Source organism: Micromonospora cabrerizensis, from assembly GCF_022230955.1.
Classification (GTDB): domain Bacteria; phylum Actinomycetota; class Actinomycetes; order Mycobacteriales; family Micromonosporaceae; genus Micromonospora; species Micromonospora cabrerizensis.
This window is the reverse complement of sequence record NZ_JAKKFI010000091.1, coordinates 30,453-49,711: the sequence shown is the minus strand read 5'-3', so window position 1 is coordinate 49,711 and position 19,259 is coordinate 30,453. Positions and strand designations below refer to the sequence as shown.

16 protein-coding genes and 1 pseudogene are annotated in these 19,259 nt (G+C 72.0%); 9 read left to right on the top strand and 8 right to left on the bottom strand.

The features are described from left to right. A pseudogene (locus LADH09A_RS24940) lies at positions 1-746 on the top strand (type VII secretion integral membrane protein EccD); the annotation flags it as partial. A 32-nt stretch (positions 747-778) separates the two neighbouring features. On the opposite strand, the gene LADH09A_RS24935 reads toward LADH09A_RS24940, so the two are convergent. Then, positions 779-1,285 carry an inorganic diphosphatase gene (locus LADH09A_RS24935; RefSeq protein ID WP_099849144.1) on the bottom strand — a complete coding sequence of 169 codons (507 nt, stop codon included), beginning with the start codon at positions 1,283-1,285 and terminating at the stop codon, positions 779-781. Between the two features lie 722 nt (positions 1,286-2,007). Between LADH09A_RS24935 and dacB the strand changes: the two genes are divergently transcribed. The 3 genes from dacB (at position 2,008) to tilS (ending at position 5,660) form a co-directional block, all read left to right on the top strand. Further along, entirely contained in the window at positions 2,008-3,483 is a 1,476-nt protein-coding gene (dacB, locus tag LADH09A_RS24930) for a D-alanyl-D-alanine carboxypeptidase/D-alanyl-D-alanine endopeptidase (RefSeq protein WP_372492347.1), read from the top strand. Positions 3,484-3,586: 103 nt separating this feature from the next. After that, positions 3,587-4,657 carry an Rv3626c family coenzyme F420 biosynthesis-associated protein gene (locus tag LADH09A_RS24925; RefSeq protein ID WP_238647916.1) on the top strand — a complete coding sequence of 357 codons (1,071 nt, stop codon included), beginning with the start codon at positions 3,587-3,589 and terminating at the stop codon, positions 4,655-4,657. Positions 4,658-4,667: 10 nt separating this feature from the next. Further along, a complete protein-coding gene (tilS, locus tag LADH09A_RS24920) occupies positions 4,668-5,660 on the top strand; it encodes a tRNA lysidine(34) synthetase TilS (protein ID WP_238647915.1) in 993 nt (330 codons plus the stop codon). 8 nt (positions 5,661-5,668) lie between these two features. Here tilS and LADH09A_RS24915 read toward each other — a convergent pair whose 3' ends face one another. Beyond that, positions 5,669-6,631: a GlxA family transcriptional regulator gene (locus LADH09A_RS24915; RefSeq protein WP_238647914.1), complete on the bottom strand. Its 963-nt coding sequence runs from the start codon at positions 6,629-6,631 to the stop codon at positions 5,669-5,671. Between the two features lie 42 nt (positions 6,632-6,673). On the opposite strand from LADH09A_RS24915, the gene LADH09A_RS24910 reads away from it, so the two are divergent. The 4 genes from LADH09A_RS24910 (at position 6,674) to folE (ending at position 10,794) form a co-directional block, all read left to right on the top strand. Continuing rightward, positions 6,674-6,919, top strand: a complete 246-nt coding sequence (locus tag LADH09A_RS24910; protein WP_238647913.1) for a hypothetical protein — start codon at positions 6,674-6,676, stop codon at positions 6,917-6,919. Between the two features lie 100 nt (positions 6,920-7,019). Next, a complete protein-coding gene (gene hpt, locus LADH09A_RS24905; protein ID WP_179781302.1) occupies positions 7,020-7,595 on the top strand; it encodes a hypoxanthine phosphoribosyltransferase in 576 nt (191 codons plus the stop codon). Between the two features lie 528 nt (positions 7,596-8,123). Beyond that, positions 8,124-10,142: an ATP-dependent zinc metalloprotease FtsH gene (gene ftsH, locus LADH09A_RS24900; protein ID WP_238647912.1), complete on the top strand. Its 2,019-nt coding sequence runs from the start codon at positions 8,124-8,126 to the stop codon at positions 10,140-10,142. Between the two features lie 34 nt (positions 10,143-10,176). Continuing rightward, positions 10,177-10,794 (top strand): GTP cyclohydrolase I FolE, encoded by a 618-nt coding sequence (gene folE, locus LADH09A_RS24895; RefSeq protein ID WP_238647910.1) that lies wholly within the window; start codon positions 10,177-10,179, stop codon positions 10,792-10,794. 119 nt (positions 10,795-10,913) lie between these two features. On the opposite strand, the gene LADH09A_RS24890 is transcribed toward folE, so the two are convergent. Next, on the bottom strand, positions 10,914-11,633 hold the full coding sequence (locus tag LADH09A_RS24890) for a hypothetical protein (RefSeq protein WP_238647909.1): 720 nt from the start codon (positions 11,631-11,633) through the stop codon (positions 10,914-10,916). Between the two features lie 27 nt (positions 11,634-11,660). Beyond that, the gene (locus tag LADH09A_RS24885) at positions 11,661-14,222 is read right to left on the bottom strand and encodes an FtsK/SpoIIIE domain-containing protein (RefSeq protein WP_238647908.1); all 2,562 of its coding nucleotides are present in this window, start codon (positions 14,220-14,222) and stop codon (positions 11,661-11,663) included. A 195-nt stretch (positions 14,223-14,417) separates the two neighbouring features. Between LADH09A_RS24885 and LADH09A_RS24880 the strand changes: the two genes are divergently transcribed. After that, complete coding sequence (locus tag LADH09A_RS24880) at positions 14,418-14,972, top strand: hypothetical protein (protein ID WP_238647919.1); 555 nt, start codon at positions 14,418-14,420, stop codon at positions 14,970-14,972. 3 nt (positions 14,973-14,975) lie between these two features. Here the strand turns inward: LADH09A_RS24880 and LADH09A_RS24875 are convergent, their stop codons facing one another. The 4 genes from LADH09A_RS24875 to LADH09A_RS24860 are packed head-to-tail and all read right to left on the bottom strand — an operon-like array spanning position 14,976 to position 19,258. Then, the gene (locus LADH09A_RS24875; protein ID WP_238647907.1) at positions 14,976-15,575 is read right to left on the bottom strand and encodes a hypothetical protein; all 600 of its coding nucleotides are present in this window, start codon (positions 15,573-15,575) and stop codon (positions 14,976-14,978) included. A gap of 13 nt (positions 15,576-15,588) precedes the next feature. Then, the gene (locus LADH09A_RS24870; RefSeq protein WP_238647906.1) at positions 15,589-16,752 is read right to left on the bottom strand and encodes a M23 family metallopeptidase; all 1,164 of its coding nucleotides are present in this window, start codon (positions 16,750-16,752) and stop codon (positions 15,589-15,591) included. Beyond that, complete coding sequence (locus LADH09A_RS24865) at positions 16,749-17,306, bottom strand: hypothetical protein (RefSeq protein ID WP_238647905.1); 558 nt, start codon at positions 17,304-17,306, stop codon at positions 16,749-16,751. The genes LADH09A_RS24870 and LADH09A_RS24865 overlap by 4 nt, the downstream gene beginning before the upstream one ends. Next, the gene (locus LADH09A_RS24860; protein WP_238647904.1) at positions 17,303-19,258 is read right to left on the bottom strand and encodes an MFS transporter; all 1,956 of its coding nucleotides are present in this window, start codon (positions 19,256-19,258) and stop codon (positions 17,303-17,305) included. The genes LADH09A_RS24865 and LADH09A_RS24860 overlap by 4 nt, the downstream gene beginning before the upstream one ends. Between the last annotated feature and the right edge of the window lies 1 nt (position 19,259).

The following is a 19,259-nucleotide window of genomic DNA, read 5'->3' as shown; positions in this document are numbered from 1 at the left end:
TGCTGGTGGCGCTGATCGGCCTGCTCGGGGTGGCCAGCCGGCTGCGGGTCTTCGTGGCCGGTGTCACGGTCGGCCTGACCGGCGCCGGGGCCGCGCTCGGCGGGCTGCTGCTGACCCCGGCCGGCACGGCGGCGGTGCTGCTCAGCACCCTGGTCTTCGCCATTGGCGTGATCCCGCTGCTGGCCATCCGGCTGGGCAAGTTGCCCCTGCCGCCCATCACCCTGCCGACCTCGGCCCCCGCGGAAGAGCCGGAGCGGGCCCGTGACCTGCCGGACCGGAGTCGGGTACACGCCGCGGTGACCCGCACCGAGGAGATGCTCACCGGGATGCTGATCGGGCACGCCCTGCTGGCGGTGGCCGCGGCGGTCGTCCTCGGGGCGGTCGGCGGGACGGCCGGCCGGGTGCTCGTGGCGGTCACCTCGGGCGTGCTGCTGCTGCGGTCGCGGCTGTTCGTGGCACTGCGACACCGGGTCCCGACGGTGCTCGCCGGGCTGGCCGGCTACGCGGTGCTGGGCGTGGCACTGGTCGGCCGGGCTGACGACACCGGGCGGCTGGCACTGGTCCTGGGAGGTGCGGCGCTGGCCCTGGTGGCCGTCGCGGCCGGCACCTCGTACGCCCGTCGGCCAGTCTCGCCGTACGTCGGAAGGGTCGCGGACCTCACCGACACGGCCCTGGTGGTCGCCGTGGTGCCGATCGCCTGCGCGGTGCTCGACCTGTACGACCGAGCCCGGGGGCTGCTCGGTTGAGCGGCCCCCGGGCCCGGTGTGTCAGTGCTACGTCAGTGCATGGACTCGCCGCGCGCCTCGGCGTCCCTGGCCCGCTTGTAGGAGGCGTGGATCTCGGCCTCGGCCTCGGTGCGGCCGACCCAGGTCGCGCCCTCCACCGACTTGCCGGGCTCCAGGTCCTTGTACACCTCGAAGAAGTGCTGGATCTCCAGCCGGTCGAACTCGCCGAGGTGGTGGATGTCGCGCAGGTGCTCCTGGCGAGGATCCTCGTAGGGCACGCAGAGGACCTTGTCGTCCCCGCCCTTCTCGTCGGTCATCCGGAACATGCCGATGGTGCGGCAGCGGATCAGGCAACCCGGGAAGGTCGGCTCGGGGACGAGCACCAGCGCGTCCAGTGGGTCGCCGTCCTCGCCCAGAGTGCCCTCGATGAACCCGTAGTCGGCCGGGTACTGAGTGGAGGTGAAGAGGGTGCGATCCAGCCGGATCCGGCCGGTCTTGTGGTCCACCTCGTACTTGTTCCGGTGACCTTTGGGGATCTCAACCGTCACGTCGAAATCCATCTGCACGCTCCCTCGTCTGCCCACGCTGGCTAACGGAACCACTGGCGGCCCTCCGGACAGGTGAATGCCCACCCGCCGACTCCGGCCGCCGCATAGTCTTCGGACCGAAGTAGTGTCACCCAAGCCGATTTTCGCTGGGGGAGGAGGGGGTCGTGGGGAGGGAAGATTCACACTACCGCCCGGACGGGGGCTCCGCGCACGGTACCGGACGATCCGGATCCGGCGGTGCGACGGGGCGGGTCCCGGTGCCCGACGCCCACCTCCCACGGGCCCCAGGGCCAGCGAGTTCAGGCCCCGGCCCCGGCCCAGGCTCCGGCCCAGCCCCAGGCTCGGGCTCGGGCTCGGAGAGGATGCCCGAGAGGCCCCCGCCGCTTCCCTGGCGCCCGCCGACCGGGTCGCCCCCGCCCAGCCCGAACCCGGGTCGCTTTCCAGCGGTCGGCGGCGATCGGCCGGTGAGTGGTCCTTCGCGCGGCAGCGCTTCGGTTCCGGTCAGCCCCGCACCGGGCGGCCCGTCGCGTGGGAGCGCCTCGGTGCCGGTCAGTCCGGCGCCGAACGGCCCGTCACGCGGCAGCGCCTCGGTGCCGGTCAGTCCCGCACCGAACGGCCCGTCGGGTGGCCCGTCACGCGGCAGCGCCTCGGTTCCGGTCAGTCCGGCGCCGACCGGCCCGCCGTCGGGCCCCGGCCCGGGCGACCCGGGCCGCGTCCCACCGCTGGGTCCGCCGATCTCCGCACTGCCCGCGCCCGGCGACGCCGGGCCGGCACCCGCGCCCGTGGCGTCGCGCCGTCGGCGGCTTCCGGTGGTGTTGGCCGTCGTGCTGCTGCTGGTGCTCGCCGGCGTCGGCGTCGTCGTCATTCGGCCCGGCCCGGTCGCCGGGTGGTTGGGCGACGACGCCGGGTCCGCGCCGAACGCCGCCGGGGCGACCCCGGAGCCCAACCCGTCGGACGTGCTGGCCGGCCCGGACCCGAACGCCCCGGTGCCCACCCCCGACGGGGTGCGTGCCGCGCTCGACCCGCTGGTCGGTGCCGCCGTCCTGGGCGGCCGGGTGAACGTCTCGGTGGCCGACGTCATCTCCGGCCAGACGCTGTTCGCCAAGGGGGCGGACGACGGCACCGTGCCCGCCTCGGTGACCAAGCTGGCGACCGCGGTGACCGTCCTGGCGGCCCGAGAACCCGGTTACCGGATACCCACCCGCGCGGTGGCCGGCGCGAAGGCCGGCGAAGTGGTGATCATCGGAGGCGGCGACCCGACCCTGGCGATCGACAAGAAGGGCTACTACCCGGGCGCTGCGCGCCTCGACGACCTGGCCGCCCAGGTGCGCACCGCGCTCGGTGGCACCACCCCGACCAGTGTGACGGTGGACGGCTCGGTCTATTCCGGTCCGGTCTACGGCCCGGGCTGGGACGACGACATCCCCACCGGCGGGTCCGGGGGCGCGGTGACCGCGTTGATGACCGACGGCGGGCGCAGGGACCCGGGCGTCGATCCCGGGGCCGCCGCGCGGTTCACCGAGCCGGACCTGGCCGCCGGCAAGGCGTTCGCCCGGCTGCTCGGCGTGCCCGCCGACGCCGTGAAGCGTGGGGCGGCTCCGGCCCCGGCCGCCGCCGGTGGCACCCCGGCGCCGGGCACCGAGCTGGGCGTGGTGCAGTCCCCACCGCTGATCCGCCTGGTCGACATCATGATCAGCGAGAGCGACAATCTGGTGGCCGAGGCCCTGGCCCGCCAGGTCGCGCTGGCCCGCAGCCAGCCCGCCTCGTTCGACGGGGGTGCCGCCGCGATGGACGCGGAGGTGGCCGACCTGGGCCTCCCCGCGGAAGAGATCACCCTCTCCGACGGCAGCGGGTTGTCCCGCCGCAACCGGATCAGCCCGTCGTTGCTGACCGACCTGGTCCGGCTGGCGGCCAGCCCGGATCATCCCGAACTGGCCGGCGTGTTCGGTGGGCTGCCGGTGGGAGGCTGGTCCGGGACCCTGAACGAGCGCTACCGCGCCGCACCCGGCACCGCTCCCGGTGCGGGCAGCGTCCGGGCCAAGACCGGCACGTTGACCGCGGTGCACTCCATCGCGGGCCTGGTCACGACCGCCGACGGTCGGCTGCTGACCTTCGCGGTGCTCACCGACCAGGTGCCGGGCGGCAAGGAAACCGCTCAACCGGCGCTGGACCGGATCGCCGCCGCGTTGGCCGGCTGCGGCTGCCGCTGACCGTCAGCGGTCGCGGGTCTCCGCGTCTGCCGGCGACCGCCATCGCCGTCGATCGAGGGCGCGAGGCCGGGCCGGGGTGTCGCGGCGCGGGTACGGTGGGTCCATGGCGCAGTTCGTGGACTGGGATCTGGCCGCCGCCACCGCGGGGGCGTTGAGCAAGTCGGGCCCCCGGGTGTCGTACGCCGAGGCCACCGACGTGGTCGGCGACCTGCGTCGGCTGACCGACGAGGCGGCCGGGCACGTGGCCGACTACACGGGGCTGAAGGCGCAGGTGTCGCACCCGCCGGTGCGGGTGGTCGACCGTCGCGACTGGGCCGCGACCAACATCGCCGGTCTCCGCGAGGTGATCACTCCGCTGGTGAGCCGGCTCTCCGGCGACAAGCAGCCGGGCGCGTTGACCGAGGCCATCGGGTCCCGGTTGACCGGGGTCCAGGCCGGCACCGTGCTGGCCTACCTCTCCGGCCGGGTGCTCGGCCAGTACGAGGTCTTCTCGGCCGACCCGGGTCAACTGCTGCTGGTCGCGCCGAACATCGTCGAGGTGGAGCGCAAGCTCGGTGCCGACCCCCGGGACTTCCGGCTCTGGGTCTGCCTGCACGAGGTGACCCACCGCACCCAGTTCACGGCGGTCCCGTGGATGCGGGCGTACTTCCTGGGCGAGGTGCAGGCCTTCGTGGACGCCTCCTCCAGCGGCGGCGAGCACATGGTCGAGCGCCTGCGGCGGGGGGTGTCCACCCTGTCCGAGGTGGTTCGTGACCCGGACAGCCGCACGAGCGTGCTGGACATCGTGCAGACCCCGGCGCAGCGGGCCGTCCTGGACCGGCTCACCGCGCTGATGACCCTGCTGGAGGGGCACGCCGAGTTCGTCATGGACGGCGTCGGCCCCCAGGTGATCCCGAGCGTGGAGCGGATCCGGGCGTCGTTCAACCGACGCCGGGAGGCGGGCAACCCGGTGGAGAAGGCGATCCGCCGGCTGCTCGGGGTGGACGTCAAGATGCGCCAGTACGCCGAGGGCCGCAAGTTCGTGCACGGTGTGGTGGAACGGGTCGGCATGGAGAAGTTCAACTCGATCTTCAACAGCCCGCTCACCCTGCCCCGGCTGTCGGAGCTGGGCGACCCGGACGCCTGGGTCGCCCGGGTGCACGGCCCGGCCGGCACCTTCCCGGCCGCTGGCTGACCACCCGCCGGTGGCCGCGCTAGCCCCGCCGGTGGCCGCGATCAGGGTGGCGGTTCGCCGCGCTCTGACCGGGCTGTCGTCCGGCGGGCCGGTGCTGGTCGCCTGCTCCGGTGGCGCCGACTCGCTCGCCCTCGCGGCGGCCACCGTGTTCGTGGCGCCTCGGTTGGGCCGCGGCGCTGTGCTCGTCACCGTCGACCACGGCTTGCAGGAGGGCTCCACGGAACGCGCCGAGGCGGTGGCCGCCTGGGGCCGCGAGGTCGGGTTCTCGTCGGCGACCGTGGTGCGGGTGGAGGTGGCCGGGCGCCCCGGTGGGCCGGAGGCGGCCGCCCGGGAGGCCCGATACGAGGCGTTGGCCGAGGCGGCCCGGCAGCAGAACGCCGTGGCGGTGCTGACCGGGCACACCCGCGACGACCAGGCGGAGACGGTGCTGCTCGCGCTCGCCCGGGGTGCCGGCCCCCGTGGGCTGGCCGGGATGCCCGCGCGGCGGGACCTGGACGGTGTGCCGCTGCTGCGTCCGCTGCTGGAGATCGGCCGGGACCAGACGCGGGCCGCGTGTGCCGTGCTGGGGCTGATCCCGTGGCAGGACCCGCACAACGTCGACCCGTCGTACGCCAGGTCAAGGGTGCGGGCCGACCTGCTGCCGGCGCTGGTACGCGCGCTCGGGCCCGGCGTGGTGGACAACCTCGCGCGTACCGCCAGGCTGGTGGCGGCCGACAACGCCGCGCTGGACGAGCTGGCGGAAGCGGCGCTGGCGGCGGCCCGGCACCCCGCGGGCGGCCTCTCGGCGCCGGAGCTGGCCGGTCTGGTTCCCGCGGTGCGTGGCCGGGTGCTGCACGCCTGGGCACGTGAGCTGGGTGCCCTGCCGGGCGCGCTGTCGCACCGGCACGTCGCCGCGCTGGACGCGCTGGTCACCGACTGGCACGGCCAGGGCCCGACCGATCTGCCCGGGGGTCTCCGGGTGCTGCGCCGCGCCGATCGACTGTCACCCGTCACTCCGGGCTGAGGCCTGGATCAGGCGGTGTGCGCCCGGTCCCGGAAGGTGGTCCGGTAGCTGTGCGGGGTCGCGCCGACCCGGCGGCTGAAGTGGTGCCTCAGCGCGGCCGCGTCGCCGAAGCCGGCCTGGTCGGCGACCGCCTCCACGCTCAGTGGGGTCTCTTCGAGCAGCCGCCGGGCGAGGAGCACCCGCTGGTTGGTCAGCCAGTCGTGCGGGGTGGTGCCGGTCTCGGCGCGGAAACGGCGGGCGAACGTGCGAGGCGCCATGCCGGCGCGGGCGGCCAGCTCCTCCACGGTGATCGCCCGGTCCAGGTGACCCATCAGCCACTCCAGCACCGGCTCCAGGGTGGGTGCCTCGGGCGCCTTCGGGATGGGCGCCTCGACGTACTGGGACTGGCCGCCGTCGCGGTGCGGCGGGACCACCATGCGCCGGGCCAGCCGGGTCGCGGTGGCCGAGCCGTGTTCCTGGCGGATCAGGTGCAGGCAGGCGTCGATGCCGGCCGCGGTGCCGGCGCTGGTGAGCAGCCGACCGTCCTGGACGTAGAGCGAGTTGCAGCGCACGCGGGCGCGCGGGTGGCGGCGTTGCAGCTCGTCCACGTACCGCCAGTGGGTGGTGCACTCCCGGTCGTCGAGCAGGCCGGCCTCGCCGAGCAGGAAGGCGCCCGAGCAGACGCTGAACAGGTGCGCGCCGCGGTCGTCGGCCCGGCGTAGCGCGTCCAGCACCGGGCCGGGAACGGTGGTGCCCTGGCTGTGCGCGGGGATGGCCACCAGGTCGGCCTCGTCGACCGGGCCGAGGTCGGCGTGCGGAGTGAGGTGGAAGCCGGACGAGGTACGCACCGGAGCGCCGTCGGGGCTGCACACCTGGAAGCGGTAGCCGGGGAAACCGTCGGCGGTGCGGTCGGTGCCGAAGACCTCGGCGAGCACGCCGAGCTCGAAGGGGGCGACCTGGTCGAGAGCGAGAACGGCGATGGTCCGGAGCATGTGACGAGGGTAACCCGGCAGGTGGCAGTAAATCGATGACCAATGGCATTGCTGCCACTGTCCGACCGGCTCGACTGGTCGCAGACTGGTCTCAGTCCGGTGCGCACCGGCGGCGAAACCGACAGCAATTATGCGAAAGCGAGCGCCGCCATGGAGTTCTTGGTCTTCCTCCTGTTCCTCGTCCTGCTGGCCGCCGCCTCGGCGGCCGGCCTCACCGTCGACAGCCACGACTCGGCCGACTGGAAGCCCAGTGACGACGGCCGCCGATGGCGGTCACGCACCAACTGATGTGATTAGCGTAATTTGTCGAGAAAATCCCGGGCGGGACCGCGCCAAAAGGTGCGGCCCCGCCGACGGAGGCCATCCGACGTACGGCAGGCTAGGAGTCATGGCTGACGGCTCCTGGTACGACGCCGACATCGACCACGTGATCATCTCGGAGGCGCAGATCCGCGAGAAGACGGCGGAGCTGGCCAAGCAGGTCTCCGCCGACTACTCCCACGTGACTGACGGCCTGCTGCTGGTGTGCGTACTCAAGGGTGCGGTGATGTTCATGGCGGACTTCGCCCGGGCGCTGGGCCGCAACGGCCCGCCGGCGGAGTTGGACTTCATGGCCATCTCCTCCTACGGCCAGGGCACCACGTCCTCCGGAGTGGTCCGCATCCTCAAGGACCTGGACCGGGACATCGCCGGCCGGCACGTGGTGGTCGTCGAGGACATCGTCGACTCCGGGCTCACCCTCTCCTGGCTGCTGCGCTACCTGGAGTCGCGTTCGGCGGCCAGCGTCGAGGTGGTCGCGCTGTTCCGCAAGCCGGACGCGGTCAAGGTGCCGGTGCCGGTGAAGTACGTGGGCTTCGACATCCCCACCGAGTTCGTGGTCGGCTACGGCCTGGACTTCGGTGAGCGCTACCGGGAGCTGCCGTACGTCGGCGTGCTCAAGCCCGAGGTCTACGCCCGCTCCTGACGCGGGACGCGAGCTGTCGGGGCGACCCGGCGGCACCGTGAGGCCAACTCGCATCGGTATTCATCAAGCCGACGTTCAGCGCGCTCTCAGCTCTTGCGGTTACCGTGGAGCACGGTGGCCCGGAGGTTACTCCGCGTCCGACCCCCTCGACCGCGTGACCGGGCGTTCAGGTGGCCGGGCAGGACTCCCCGCCACGCCGGTTCCTACCCGGACCCGCCGTACGTTCGGTGCCGGGCTGGTGGGCCTGCCCACGGTGCGTGCCGTCGATCCAGAAGGTGCGCCGAGTGCGGGGCCCGCAAGCTCGCTCCTCGCGTACGCGCGGCTTTTGATGGTGCACGACTGCGGGGCTCGCAAGCTCACTCCTCGCGTACACGGTGTACCGTCGAATGACCGCGGCGCGGCAGTTTCGCGCCTCGGGGTCGAGGCCGGCCCGCACGGCGGCTTCGGCTGCCGCTCACCGCGGCGACACCATCAGACGGTCAGGACGTCGATCAGGAGGATGCGGGCGCCCCGGCGCTCGACAACAGTATGGAACGTACGCGTTTCTTCCGCCGACCGGTGGTCTGGATCATCCTGGTCATCCTCGGCGCCGTTGTGCTCAGTCAGCTGTTCACCAGTGGTCCCAGCTACCACCGCGTGGACACTTCCGTTGCGCTCGATCAGCTGCACACCGCCAAGATCAACAAAGTCGTCTTCCAGGACAAGGAGCAGACGCTCCAGCTCGACCTGGCCCAGAAGACGAAGTTCGGCAAGACCGAGACCAACAAGATCGAGGCCCAGTTCCCGTACCAGGTCGGCGACCAGATCTGGAACGAGGTGCTGGACGCCAAGGCGGCCAACCGGGTCACCGGCCCGGCCGACGCCAAGGTCTCGTCGGACAGCATCTGGGTGAGCCTGCTGGTCAACCTGCTGCCGATCGCGCTGCTCGTCCTGCTGCTGCTGTTCTTCATGTCGCAGATGCAGGGTGGCGGCTCCCGGGTGCTCAACTTCGGCAAGTCCAAGGCGAAGATGATCACCAAGGACACTCCGAAGACGACCTTCGCGGACGTCGCGGGTGCCGAGGAGGCCGTCGAAGAGCTGTACGAGATCAAGGACTTCCTGCAGAACCCGGCGAAGTACCAGGCCCTGGGTGCCAAGATCCCGAAGGGCGTGCTGCTGTTCGGCCCGCCCGGCACCGGCAAGACGCTGCTGGCCCGCGCGGTCGCCGGCGAGGCCGGGGTGCCCTTCTACTCCATCTCCGGCTCGGACTTCGTGGAGATGTTCGTCGGTGTCGGCGCCAGCCGGGTCCGCGACCTCTTCGAGCAGGCCAAGACGAACGCCCCGGCGATCGTCTTCGTCGACGAGATCGACGCCGTCGGCCGGCACCGTGGCGCCGGCATGGGCGGCGGTCACGACGAGCGCGAGCAGACGCTCAACCAGCTGCTCGTCGAGATGGACGGCTTCGACACCAAGGGCGGGGTCATCCTGATCGCGGCCACCAACCGGCCGGACATCCTCGACCCGGCGCTGCTGCGCCCGGGCCGGTTCGACCGGCAGATCCCGGTGGACGCCCCCGACATGGAGGGCCGCAAGGCCATCCTGCGGGTGCACGCCAAGGGCAAGCCGTTCAGCCCCGACGTCGACCTCGACGCGGTGGCACGACGCACCCCGGGCTTCAGCGGCGCCGACCTGGCTAACGTGATCAACGAGTCGGCCCTGCTCACCGCTCGTAAGGACCAGCGGGCGATCAGCAACGACTCGCTGGAAGAGTCGATCGACCGGGTGATCGCGGGTCCGCAGCGACGGACCCGGGTGATGAGCGACCAGGAAAAGAAGATCACCGCGTACCACGAGGGTGGGCACGCGCTGGTCGCCTGGGCGCTGCCGCACGCCGCGCCGGTGCACAAGGTGACGATCCTGTCGCGTGGTCGCTCGCTGGGCCACACCCTGGTGCTCCCCACCGAAGACAAGTACACCCAGACCCGTGCCGAAATGATCGACACCCTGGCGTACGCGCTGGGCGGCCGGGCCGCCGAGGAGCTGGTCTTCCACGAGCCCACCACCGGTGCCGGCAACGACATCGAGAAGGCCACCCAACTGGCCCGCGCGATGATCACCCAGTACGGCATGAGCTCCAAGCTCGGCGCGATCAAGTACGGCACCAGCGGAGACGAGCCGTTCCTCGGCCGAAACATGGGCCACGAGCGGGACTACTCCGACTCGGTGGCCGCCGAGATCGACGGCGAGATGCGGGCACTGGTCGAGCTGGCGCACGACGAGGCCTGGGAGATCCTGGTGGAATACCGGGATGTCCTGGACAACATCGTGCTCGAGCTGATGGAGAAGGAAACCCTCTCCACGGCCGACATGGCGCGGATCTGCTCCCGGGTGGTCAAGCGCCCGCCGCTGGCGCCGTACAACGGCTTCGGCAAGCGCCAGCCGTCGACCGAGCCGCCCGTGCTCACCCCCGCGGAGAAGGACAAGCTCAAGGCGCAGGCCGAGGCTGACGGCGCGCAGGCGTCCGTCGGTGGCGGCGCGTCGTCCAACAACTCGGACGGCACGCACTGAGCAACGACCCGACGGCGACGACGAGCTCGACTACGTGGCCGCGCGGCTGATCAGCGGCAAGCTGACCGGTCGCCCGGTCGAGGACGCCGTCGATCTGGCCCGGATCGAGAAGGCCGTCCGCGAGATCCTGATCGCCGTCGGTGAGGACCCGGACCGCGACGGGCTCCAGCAGACCCCGGCCCGGGTCGCCCGCGCGTACGCCGAACTCTTCGCCGGCCTGCGGGTCGACCCGGCTCAGGTGCTCAGCACCACCTTCGAGGCCAACCACGAAGAGCTGGTGATCGTTCGGGACATCGACGTGATGAGCCTCTGTGAGCATCACCTGCTGCCGTTCCGGGGCAGCGCGCACATCGGCTACATCCCCGGCCCGGACGGGCGGATCACCGGTCTGTCCAAGCTGGCCCGACTCGTCGAGGTCTTCGCCCGTCGGCCCCAGGTGCAGGAGCGGCTCACCTCGCAGGTCGCCGACCTGCTGATGAGCAAGCTCGCCCCACGCGGTGTCGTCGTCGTGCTCGAGTGCGAGCACATGTGCATGGCGATGCGCGGCATCCAGAAATCCGGTGCCAAGACCATCACCTCAGCCGTGCGCGGCATCCTCCAGTCGGACTCCAAGTCGCGGGCCGAGGCGATGGCGCTGATCATCCCCCGCTGACACCCCTGAACACACCACGGCCGGCCGACCCCCTCCCGGGACGGCCGGCCGGTTCCGTTGCTGCCCGTCTTCCCCGTGACCCTGGCGGCCGCAGACCTGCGGCCGCAGACCCCGGCGGGTCAGCCGGCCAGCAGGGCCAGCAACAGACCGGCTGTGGCCAGCACCGCCGGCACCAGGCACACCAGCGCACCGAAGCGCACCGTACGGTCCAACCGCTCGGCGGGACCGACGCGGAACAACCGCCCGATGCCCACCCAGCCGGCGACGAACGCGACCGCCGGCATCGGCAGCCCACAGATCAACGCCGCCACACTGGCCGGCCCGATGCCCGTGGCCGCGTACACCGCGACCTGGATCAGCGGCACCACCAGGGCGAACGGCCCGTACACCAGGAGGTTGCGGGCCCGCGCCGGCCAGGACCCCGGCCGGAACCGGCCGCGCGCGGCCAGAGCCGCGTCGGCCGCCTCGGCCCGACCCCGCGCGGCCCGCAGCGCCGCCAACACCGCAGCCGGGCCGCCCGCCATCGACCGGGCCGCCTCCGTCAGCTCGGGTGGCGACGGCACCAGGGAGATCGCCGGTACGCCCAGCTCCCGCAGAAGTTCCTGCTGACTCGCGAGCCCGTTACGGACCACCGTCAGCTCCTCCCGGGCGGCCTCCGCCGACCGGGCCTGCTCACCAGCTGCGGCGGCCGCGCCGCGGCGTACCCCATCCAGCTGGCGCGCCGCGGCCAGATACTCACCCCAGGCCGCGCCGGGCTCGACCGTCGTCGGCGTGGCGTCTCCGCCCGCCGCAGCGGCCCGCTGCCGCCCCGGCCCCGTCACCGTCGCGTTCGGACCCATCCCGACACCCCCCGCTCGCGTCACCGGTCAGCCAGCCTCGTCGGCGAACGGCACCAGGACCCGGCCCCGCTCGTCCGGACCGTCCCAGAGCACCGCCCGGTCGGGGCGGGCCCGCCACTCCACCGGCCGTCCGAAGACCGCGGTGAGCTGCGCGACCGGCACGTCCAACACGACAACGGCGGCCAGCTTGTCGACCTCGCCCGCCGGCTCGAACAGCGCGGCGAACGGCGGCACCGCCCTCCACCAGCCCAGCAGGTGTCTCCCGGCCGGCGGCCCGTCGCGCAGAAGCGCACGCAGCCGATCCACCGGCAGCTCCCGAGGGCCGGGCCGGTCCAGACCGAAGACCACCAGGTACGTCGGCAGGTCGTCGGCCGGGTCCGCGAGCAGCGTCGGCAGATCCACCAACTCGGCCGAATGCCGGGTCGCCAACTCGGCCGTCAACGCCTCCGCCAGCGCCCGGGACCCCGGGTCCGGTGTCGCCACCAGGAAACGGGCGGTGCCCGGCGGGTGATGGTCCGCGGTGCTCCGGGCCGCCGTGGCCAGCAGCCCGCCCGCCGCGGCACCCGACCCCAGCACCGCCAGGTTGCGCCCGGCCGCCGGCCCCAACGGCACGGAGACCGTCGAACGGGCCGGGTCCACCGCACGGCCCAGCAGAGCCGCCGGACCGTGGGCCTGCCCCGCCAGGGCCGCCCGGTGTCGCGGATCGTTGCTCAGCAGAGGTCGGGCGTAACCGGCGAAGACCACCGGCGGCACCGAACCGGACGGCCGGGCCGCCCACAGCTCATGCCGTAGCGCCTCCACCACGTCCGGGTGGTCCTGCGGGTCGGGGTGACGGATCAACCGTTCGTGACCTCGGATCGCGCCCCGGGGACCACCGAGCCCACCCGCGGTGTTGACCACCGCGCTGCCCACCGGCAGACCGGCCGCCGAATCATTCGTCGGCTCCAACACCGGGCTGCCGCCCGGCAACGCCACCCGCACCGGGAACTGCCCGAGCACCGAATCCCGGTGACCGGCGTCCGCCCGGGCACTCAACCCCAGCTCACCCGCACCGGCCAGCACCAGATGCACGCCGTACGCCCGACCGGCACGCGCCAGCCCGTCCAACTGGGCCGCCACCTCGGCCGCCAACCGGTCCCGTTCGGCGAAGAGCAGAGGCACATTGTCCAACACACAGACGATTCTCGGCAGCGGCCGATGCTGACGCAGCTCCGCGAAGCGCTGCCCGCCAGCCCGTGCCCCGGCGTCCGTCCGCCGCTGCACCTCGGCCGTCAGCTCGTCGAGCAGATCCCGGACGTACTCCCGGTCGGCGGCCATCGCCGCAGCGCGCACCTGCGGAATCCACGACCGGTCGCGCTCGGTCTGCAGGAACTCCACGAAGGACTCACCGTCGCCGAGATCCACCAGGTAGAGCGCCAGGTCGTCCGGCCCGTACCGGGCGGCCAGACCGAGCAGTGCCGTGGTCAGGAACGCCGCGCGGCCCCCGGCGGACCGGCCGCTCACCAGCCAGTGCGGAGTCAGCTCGGTGAAGCCCAGCGGCACCGACCGACCCCCGGCGTCACCGACCGTGGTCGTCAACCCGTCCGCGGAACTCGACTCCCACAGTCGGTCACCCGTGGGCGGCAGCAGGGTCGCCAACGCCAACCGGGAACCCGCCTCCACCTGCTCGGCGAGCCGCCGACAGACCGCGTCGACCAGCTCAGCCGGCGGATCCGACTCGACGAAGACCGGTGAGTTCAACCCACCCGGCGGATCGGCGCCCGGCCCGGCGAAGGACGCCCCCGGGGGGTCACCGAGCAGCGCGTACGCGTTGCGCAGCGCCAACGAGGTGGTGTGCGGCAGCGGCGCCCGGGCCGAATACGGGCCGGCCGGCGGCCAACCCGCCACCACCAGGTGCAGCCCCGCCGCCGGCCCCTGCTCGGCCAGCGCCTCGATCCGCGCCAGATCACTCGGACCGGTCGATTCCGGCAGCGCCGCGACCACCAGCAACAGCGTCCGATCGTGGCGGCGTCGCCCGCTCGCACCCGGCGTGACCCACTGCTCCGCCTCGGTCAACACCGCGCGCAGGCTCGCCACGTCCACCGCCGGCGGCGGCAGCAGGCCAGCGTCCGCGAGCGCCCCGAACGGCGTCAGCACGACACCCGTCGCATCCACCGCGCGAATCAACAGGGCACCCGCCGGTGTCGCCGCCAACAACCGCAGGAGTACGGCCCGGAGCAACCCCGCCACCCGCGGCTCCCGGGCGTCAGCATCCACGCTCAGATGACCGGTGCCCACCAGTGGCACCAACGCGGGGAAGCGAGCATCGTCCAACGGCGCCGCCGTGCCGACCCGGACGAACGGCGGCGGACAGTCACCAGCCGGAGTGTCCACGGTGAGCGAATCCAGTGCCGCGCCCGACCAACCCGGCGCCAGTCGTGCCGCAACCTCCCGCAGGCGGTCGGCTACCTCGTACTGGCGGCGCTGATCGGCCGGAGCGGGTCGGGTCTCGTCCAGGATCCCGGCGGCAGCGGTCGCAACGGCCGCCGCCCGGCGGTGCAGAGCTGCGGCGCGGTTCGTCCGTGCCTTCGGACCGGCCACCGCGTCCACCCCCTCTGCCCGAGGTTGGCAACCCCTCCCCGAGCAGAGACGGTATCCCAGCCGGGTCCGCTCCTCCGGGAGGTGCCTCGGCGATGCGCCGGGGATGTCGTGGATCTCACCAGTGGGGAGGGGTCCGTCACGATCCGCTGGATCTGAGGCATTGGCTCCGGAGCCTCCAGCCGTTAACTTCAGGGGGTGGAATCAGTGCAGCCCCCCGCCGGTTCCCAGGTCTCCCGCGTACCGGCCCAGCGGACACCGTCCGAGCAGCTGCCGCCGGCCCCAGCGACGCCGGCGCCGCAGCCGCCACGCCGCCGAATGCGGACGGTGCTCACGGTCGTGGCCGGGGTGCTCGCCCTGCTCTGTTTGGGCGGAGTTGCTGCCGGATACGTGCTGTACAACCGTGCGGCAGCCCCGGATCGCAGCACTCCGGACGTAGCGGTGGTCAACTATCTTCAGGCCGCGCTCGTCTCTCGCGACCCAAACCGAGCGAAACTGTTTACTTGCGACGGTACGGTCCCGGCGGTAGACGAACTCGCCGCTCAGATAGCCGGACGAGAGCGAGACTTAGGCGTCTCATTCTCAATTAACATTGAGAACGTAGCTGTTTCAAACACCGCTGCTGCGGACGCATCCGTGATCGCTGTCATCCGGCGGAGCGCCTCAGTAGACGGCGTTCATCAGAGCTTGGCGGATACGTGGCGATTCGACGTGAGAGACAGGGATGGGTGGCGCGTCTGCGCTGGCACAAGAATTAGCTGACTGTCACTCGATCCACAACAGATGAACCGGGACCTCCAGCGTGGTGGGTGACTGGCCGCGCCAGGCCCAGCGGTACCACTCCACCTCGGGCGTGATCCGGACGCAGATGTCCCCTTCGGCGCCGGAGTAGGTTTCGGTGACCGCTCGCAGGTCGCGGTGCTCCAGACCGCCCTCGACGTGCACCACCCGGCGCCCGGTGACGGCGTCCGCCTCGAAGACCGGTGTGGGGGTCCGGTGTGCCGGACCGTCCAGCGAGACCAGCCGGATCCCGGTGTCCCGGCCACCTTCCGAATCAACCCGGCCGCCGACCGTCTCCACCCAGACCCGCTCCACCGGCACCAACGGCGCGAACACCTCGACCTGGTCGGCCTCGGCGCGGTACCACTCGTGCTCGGGGATCACCGGTACGTAGGTCCGGGCGCTCTGCACCACCCGGTCGTCCGCGCGTAGATCGCCGCGCCAGCCCAGCCCTGGCAGCCCGACCAGAACCCGCCGGCCGCGGAGCTCCACCCGCTCGGTGGCAGGGACGATGGTCAGCGGACGGGGCGGCCGGGGTGCCCAGTCGGGCTGGTCGGCGAACGGGTCCGGCAGCGGTCCGGTCATCCCCGTGGCGGTCTCACTCGGCGGCGCGCAGCGGGGCACCCCGCGCGCGCATGAACGGAACCGGATCGACCGCGCCCCGACTGGACCGGTCGTTGCGCAGGTGCACCTCGAAGTGCAGGTGCGGCCCGGACGAGTTGCCACTGCTGCCGACCTGTCCGATGACCTCGCCAGCCGGGACGATCTGATGCAGTTTGACGCGGGGCTGAACCACCATGTGGCAGTACCGGGTGATGTAGCCACCAGCGTGCAGCAGGTCGACGTACCAGCCGCAGCCGCCCTTGTCGGGGTACCCGTCCACGTCGCAGTCCCGCCGGCCTCTGTTGTCGGGGTCGCAACGGGCGACCAACACACGACCGGCGGCGGCGGCGCGGATCTCGGTGCCCTTTGCCGCGCCGATGTCCACCCCGTTGTGGCTCGGTCGGCTCGCGGTGCGAAAGCCGGAACCCACGTCGCCGGGGATCGGCGCGGTCCAGCCGGAGGCAGCTATCTCGCCGCGCTCGGCCGCATCGCACACCGCCTTGCCGTTGATCTCGACGGTACGGGCCGCACCTCCGGCCAGCGCATCCACGATCTTGCTGGCCAACTCCTCGTGTTTGGCATACGCGTCCGGATAGGCGCTGATCTGAACCTGCTGCGCCACCACCGTGAGCGGTCGGCGCTGCCAGCTCCGGACCTTGACGAGCTTCTCGTAGAACTTGCGAGCGGTGTACGAGGGGGTCATCCGCTCGGCGACCGAGCCCCACCCCGGCCGCTGTTGGAACAGACCGAGCGAGTCGTGGTCCGCTCCGACGCCCTCGTGTGGCAGGGCCAGAGACTCGGGCACGTCACTGTTTGCCAGGTTGCGCAGCGCGGACTCCTGCATCGCGGTCGCCAGGGCGATCACCCAGCCCCGGGAGGGCACCCCCAGGTCCTGGCCGACCTTGATGATGATCGCGGCGTTGCGGACCTGCGCGTCGCCGTACTCGGTGAACTTTGGCAGCTCGCCCACGATGTCGACCGGGCGGATCGGGCCGCAGCCAAAGCCTGCCAAAGAGTCTCCGTCCTCACCGTCACCGCCGCCGAGGCCGGTGAGGAAGAACGCTGCCGTACCGCCGGTGCAACACAACAGGAGCAGCACCCCGGTGAGCATCGTTGCGATCACAGCAACCCGCACCGGCCGTCGGATGGCGCCGGTCATGGCCGTTCCCAGTCCAGCACGTCGACCAACCAGCCGCCATCCGCAGCCACCAGCTCCAGTCGCAGCTGACCGTTGTCGAGCGGCAGCAGTACCTCGACGAACGTGTCGGTGCGCGCCCGCACCGACGGTGGGCCGGTGACCTCCTCGGCCGGCACGCCCCCCGGATCAACACCGGCGAGTTTCTCGGTCAGCGCCGGCGTGGACAACGGCCTCAGGTCGTTCTGCCACTGCTCAGCGGTGATTCCAGGTCGGCCGAGCCAGGCTGCGGCGAAACGGTCGGAGGTCTGCTCCGGCGTGCGGGCGCCGGGCGACGTCACCGGTGACGGTGGCGCCGCGCTGGTGAGTACGCCGTCGTCGCCAGCCGTCGGGTCCACGGTGGTGATCGGCTGGTTCGGCCGGTTACTCAACCCGTCCGCCGGACCGGCCGGGTCGGAGATCAGCCGGGCCGCCCCGAGCACACCGAGGACGATCACCGCGATGACCAGCGCCACGCCCAGCCGGGACCGCAGCGCTCGGGTGAAGAGAAACTCCAGGGCCCGTCGCATCGCCGTCACCGTGCCTCTGAACGCACCCGCGGTCCGGTCCGGTCCGGCGTGCGCTCAGAGGAGCCCGGACGGTAGACCACGAACGACGGGTTTTCGGCCGGCACGTCCGGCTCGGTCCACGTCGCCGGCTGTCGGCGGCGAGGTTGGGGGGCGACCGGGCGGCCCCGGCCTCTGGTCTCCTCCGCCGGGGCCTCGTCGGGCCGTTCCCGACCGTCGGGTCGTCCGGCGCCAGCTCGCTGGCCCTCGGCAACAACCGTCGGCGTAGAGACCGGGTCCTCCCGGCGGGCCTCCGGGCGCAGCCGGGTCTGCTCCGCGTTCGGAGACCGTCGACGCCCACCCACCGGCTCGGCCGTGCCACCCGGCTCTGCCACGTCCAGTCGCGCGGCGGTCCGCATGTCTCGGAAGAACCGGCGGTGCCAGGACCCGGCCGAGCTGACCGCTTCGCTGCTGTCCTTGCCACCGAGTTGGGTGATTCGTCGGTACGGCCGCAGCAGCAGCCAGCCGACCACGCCGCAGAGCCAGACCAGCACCACCTGGAGCCAGCCCGGCAGGGTGGGGGTACTCATGATCAGGTCGACAGCGAACAGATAGATGGCCGCCCCGGTGCCGAAGATGGCGATGTTGAAGACGGCGGCGACGACCGCGTTGGCCAGCCGACGTAGCCCGGCGCTGGCCGGCCGGAGCAGGCCGACCGTACCGAGGATGGGTGCCGCGATCACCGCCCACCGGAAGATGAGGAAGCCCAGCAGCACCAGCAACGACGCCGTCAGGTCGAACATCGCAAACAGGAACGCGGCCAGCACCGCGATGAATCCCGCGCCCACCCGGTCCATGTCCCGCACACCCTGGAGGTATTCGTAGGCCTCCGGGTCCTCGGTCTGGATCTGCTGGGCCACGCGAGCCCACTGCTGCTGCTTCGCCTTGATCGTCGCCTCCCGGGTAGCCGGGTTGGCGCGCATGGATTGAGCCTCGCCCCACGTCAGAGACCGTGCGTCGTACAAGGCAGGCCCGTACTTGAGTGCGGTCTCGCTATCCGCTGAACCCAGCACCCCGCGGAGCCAGTTCCGGTAGAGCATGGTCTCGGTAGCGGTGTCGCTTGCTCGTACGGCAGGGGTGCGGAGATCCTTGCAGCGGTTCGGGTCGGGATCGATACACCGCCCTGGGTCCGGCTCCTTCGCCTGCGGGCCAACGGCGTCGTGGACCACGCCGAGACTGGTGACCAGCGCACCGTCGGCGATGTTCGCCGACTTGACCGGCCAGGCGGCCAGCGCCGTGACCGCGACCATCACCAGCAGCGCCCAGCCGGCGGTGGTCATCGCGTTGCTCATGTCCGATTGGCGGGATCGCCAGAGCAGATAGAGTCCCACCACGCAGAGAGTGACGATGCCGAAGACGCTGAAGACCTTCTGGTAGACGGCCTTGGTTGCCTGCTCGACCAGCGGGTCAGCCCAGCCCCACATGGAGCCCGGGTCCCAGGCGCGTTCTCTGAGCGCGTTCGACGCACCGATGATGGCCGTGGCGGCCATGAATTCGCCGTTGGCGATCGTGGTGGTGAACTTGTAGTCCGGATGCAGCACGCTCGATGCGCAGCCGCCTTCGATGTCGTACGTGGAATAGCTGTAGCCCCCGTAGCCGTACAGGCTGTATCGGCCAGCTACGCCATTCGTTCCCTCCGCCGGCGGCGCGGCGGCGAACCAGCCGGCGAGGCCAGAGTCCGGAGTGCCCGGGGTTGGCGCGTTACGACACTTGACCTCGTCCTCACTGACCGCTTGGAGCTTCCCCACGCAGGCCCGGAAGTCGGCCTGCCACTCGGCGGTGGTGCAGAGGTCGGCGCGGGCCTGGGCCACGGGCGGTGCGGCTGCTGCTGCCTCCGCTCCGATCAGCGGCCAGGTGAGAGAGGCCCCGGCCAGTACGCCGAGGGCGAGCAGGAACGACACGATCCTCGCTCGGGCCCTCGCCATG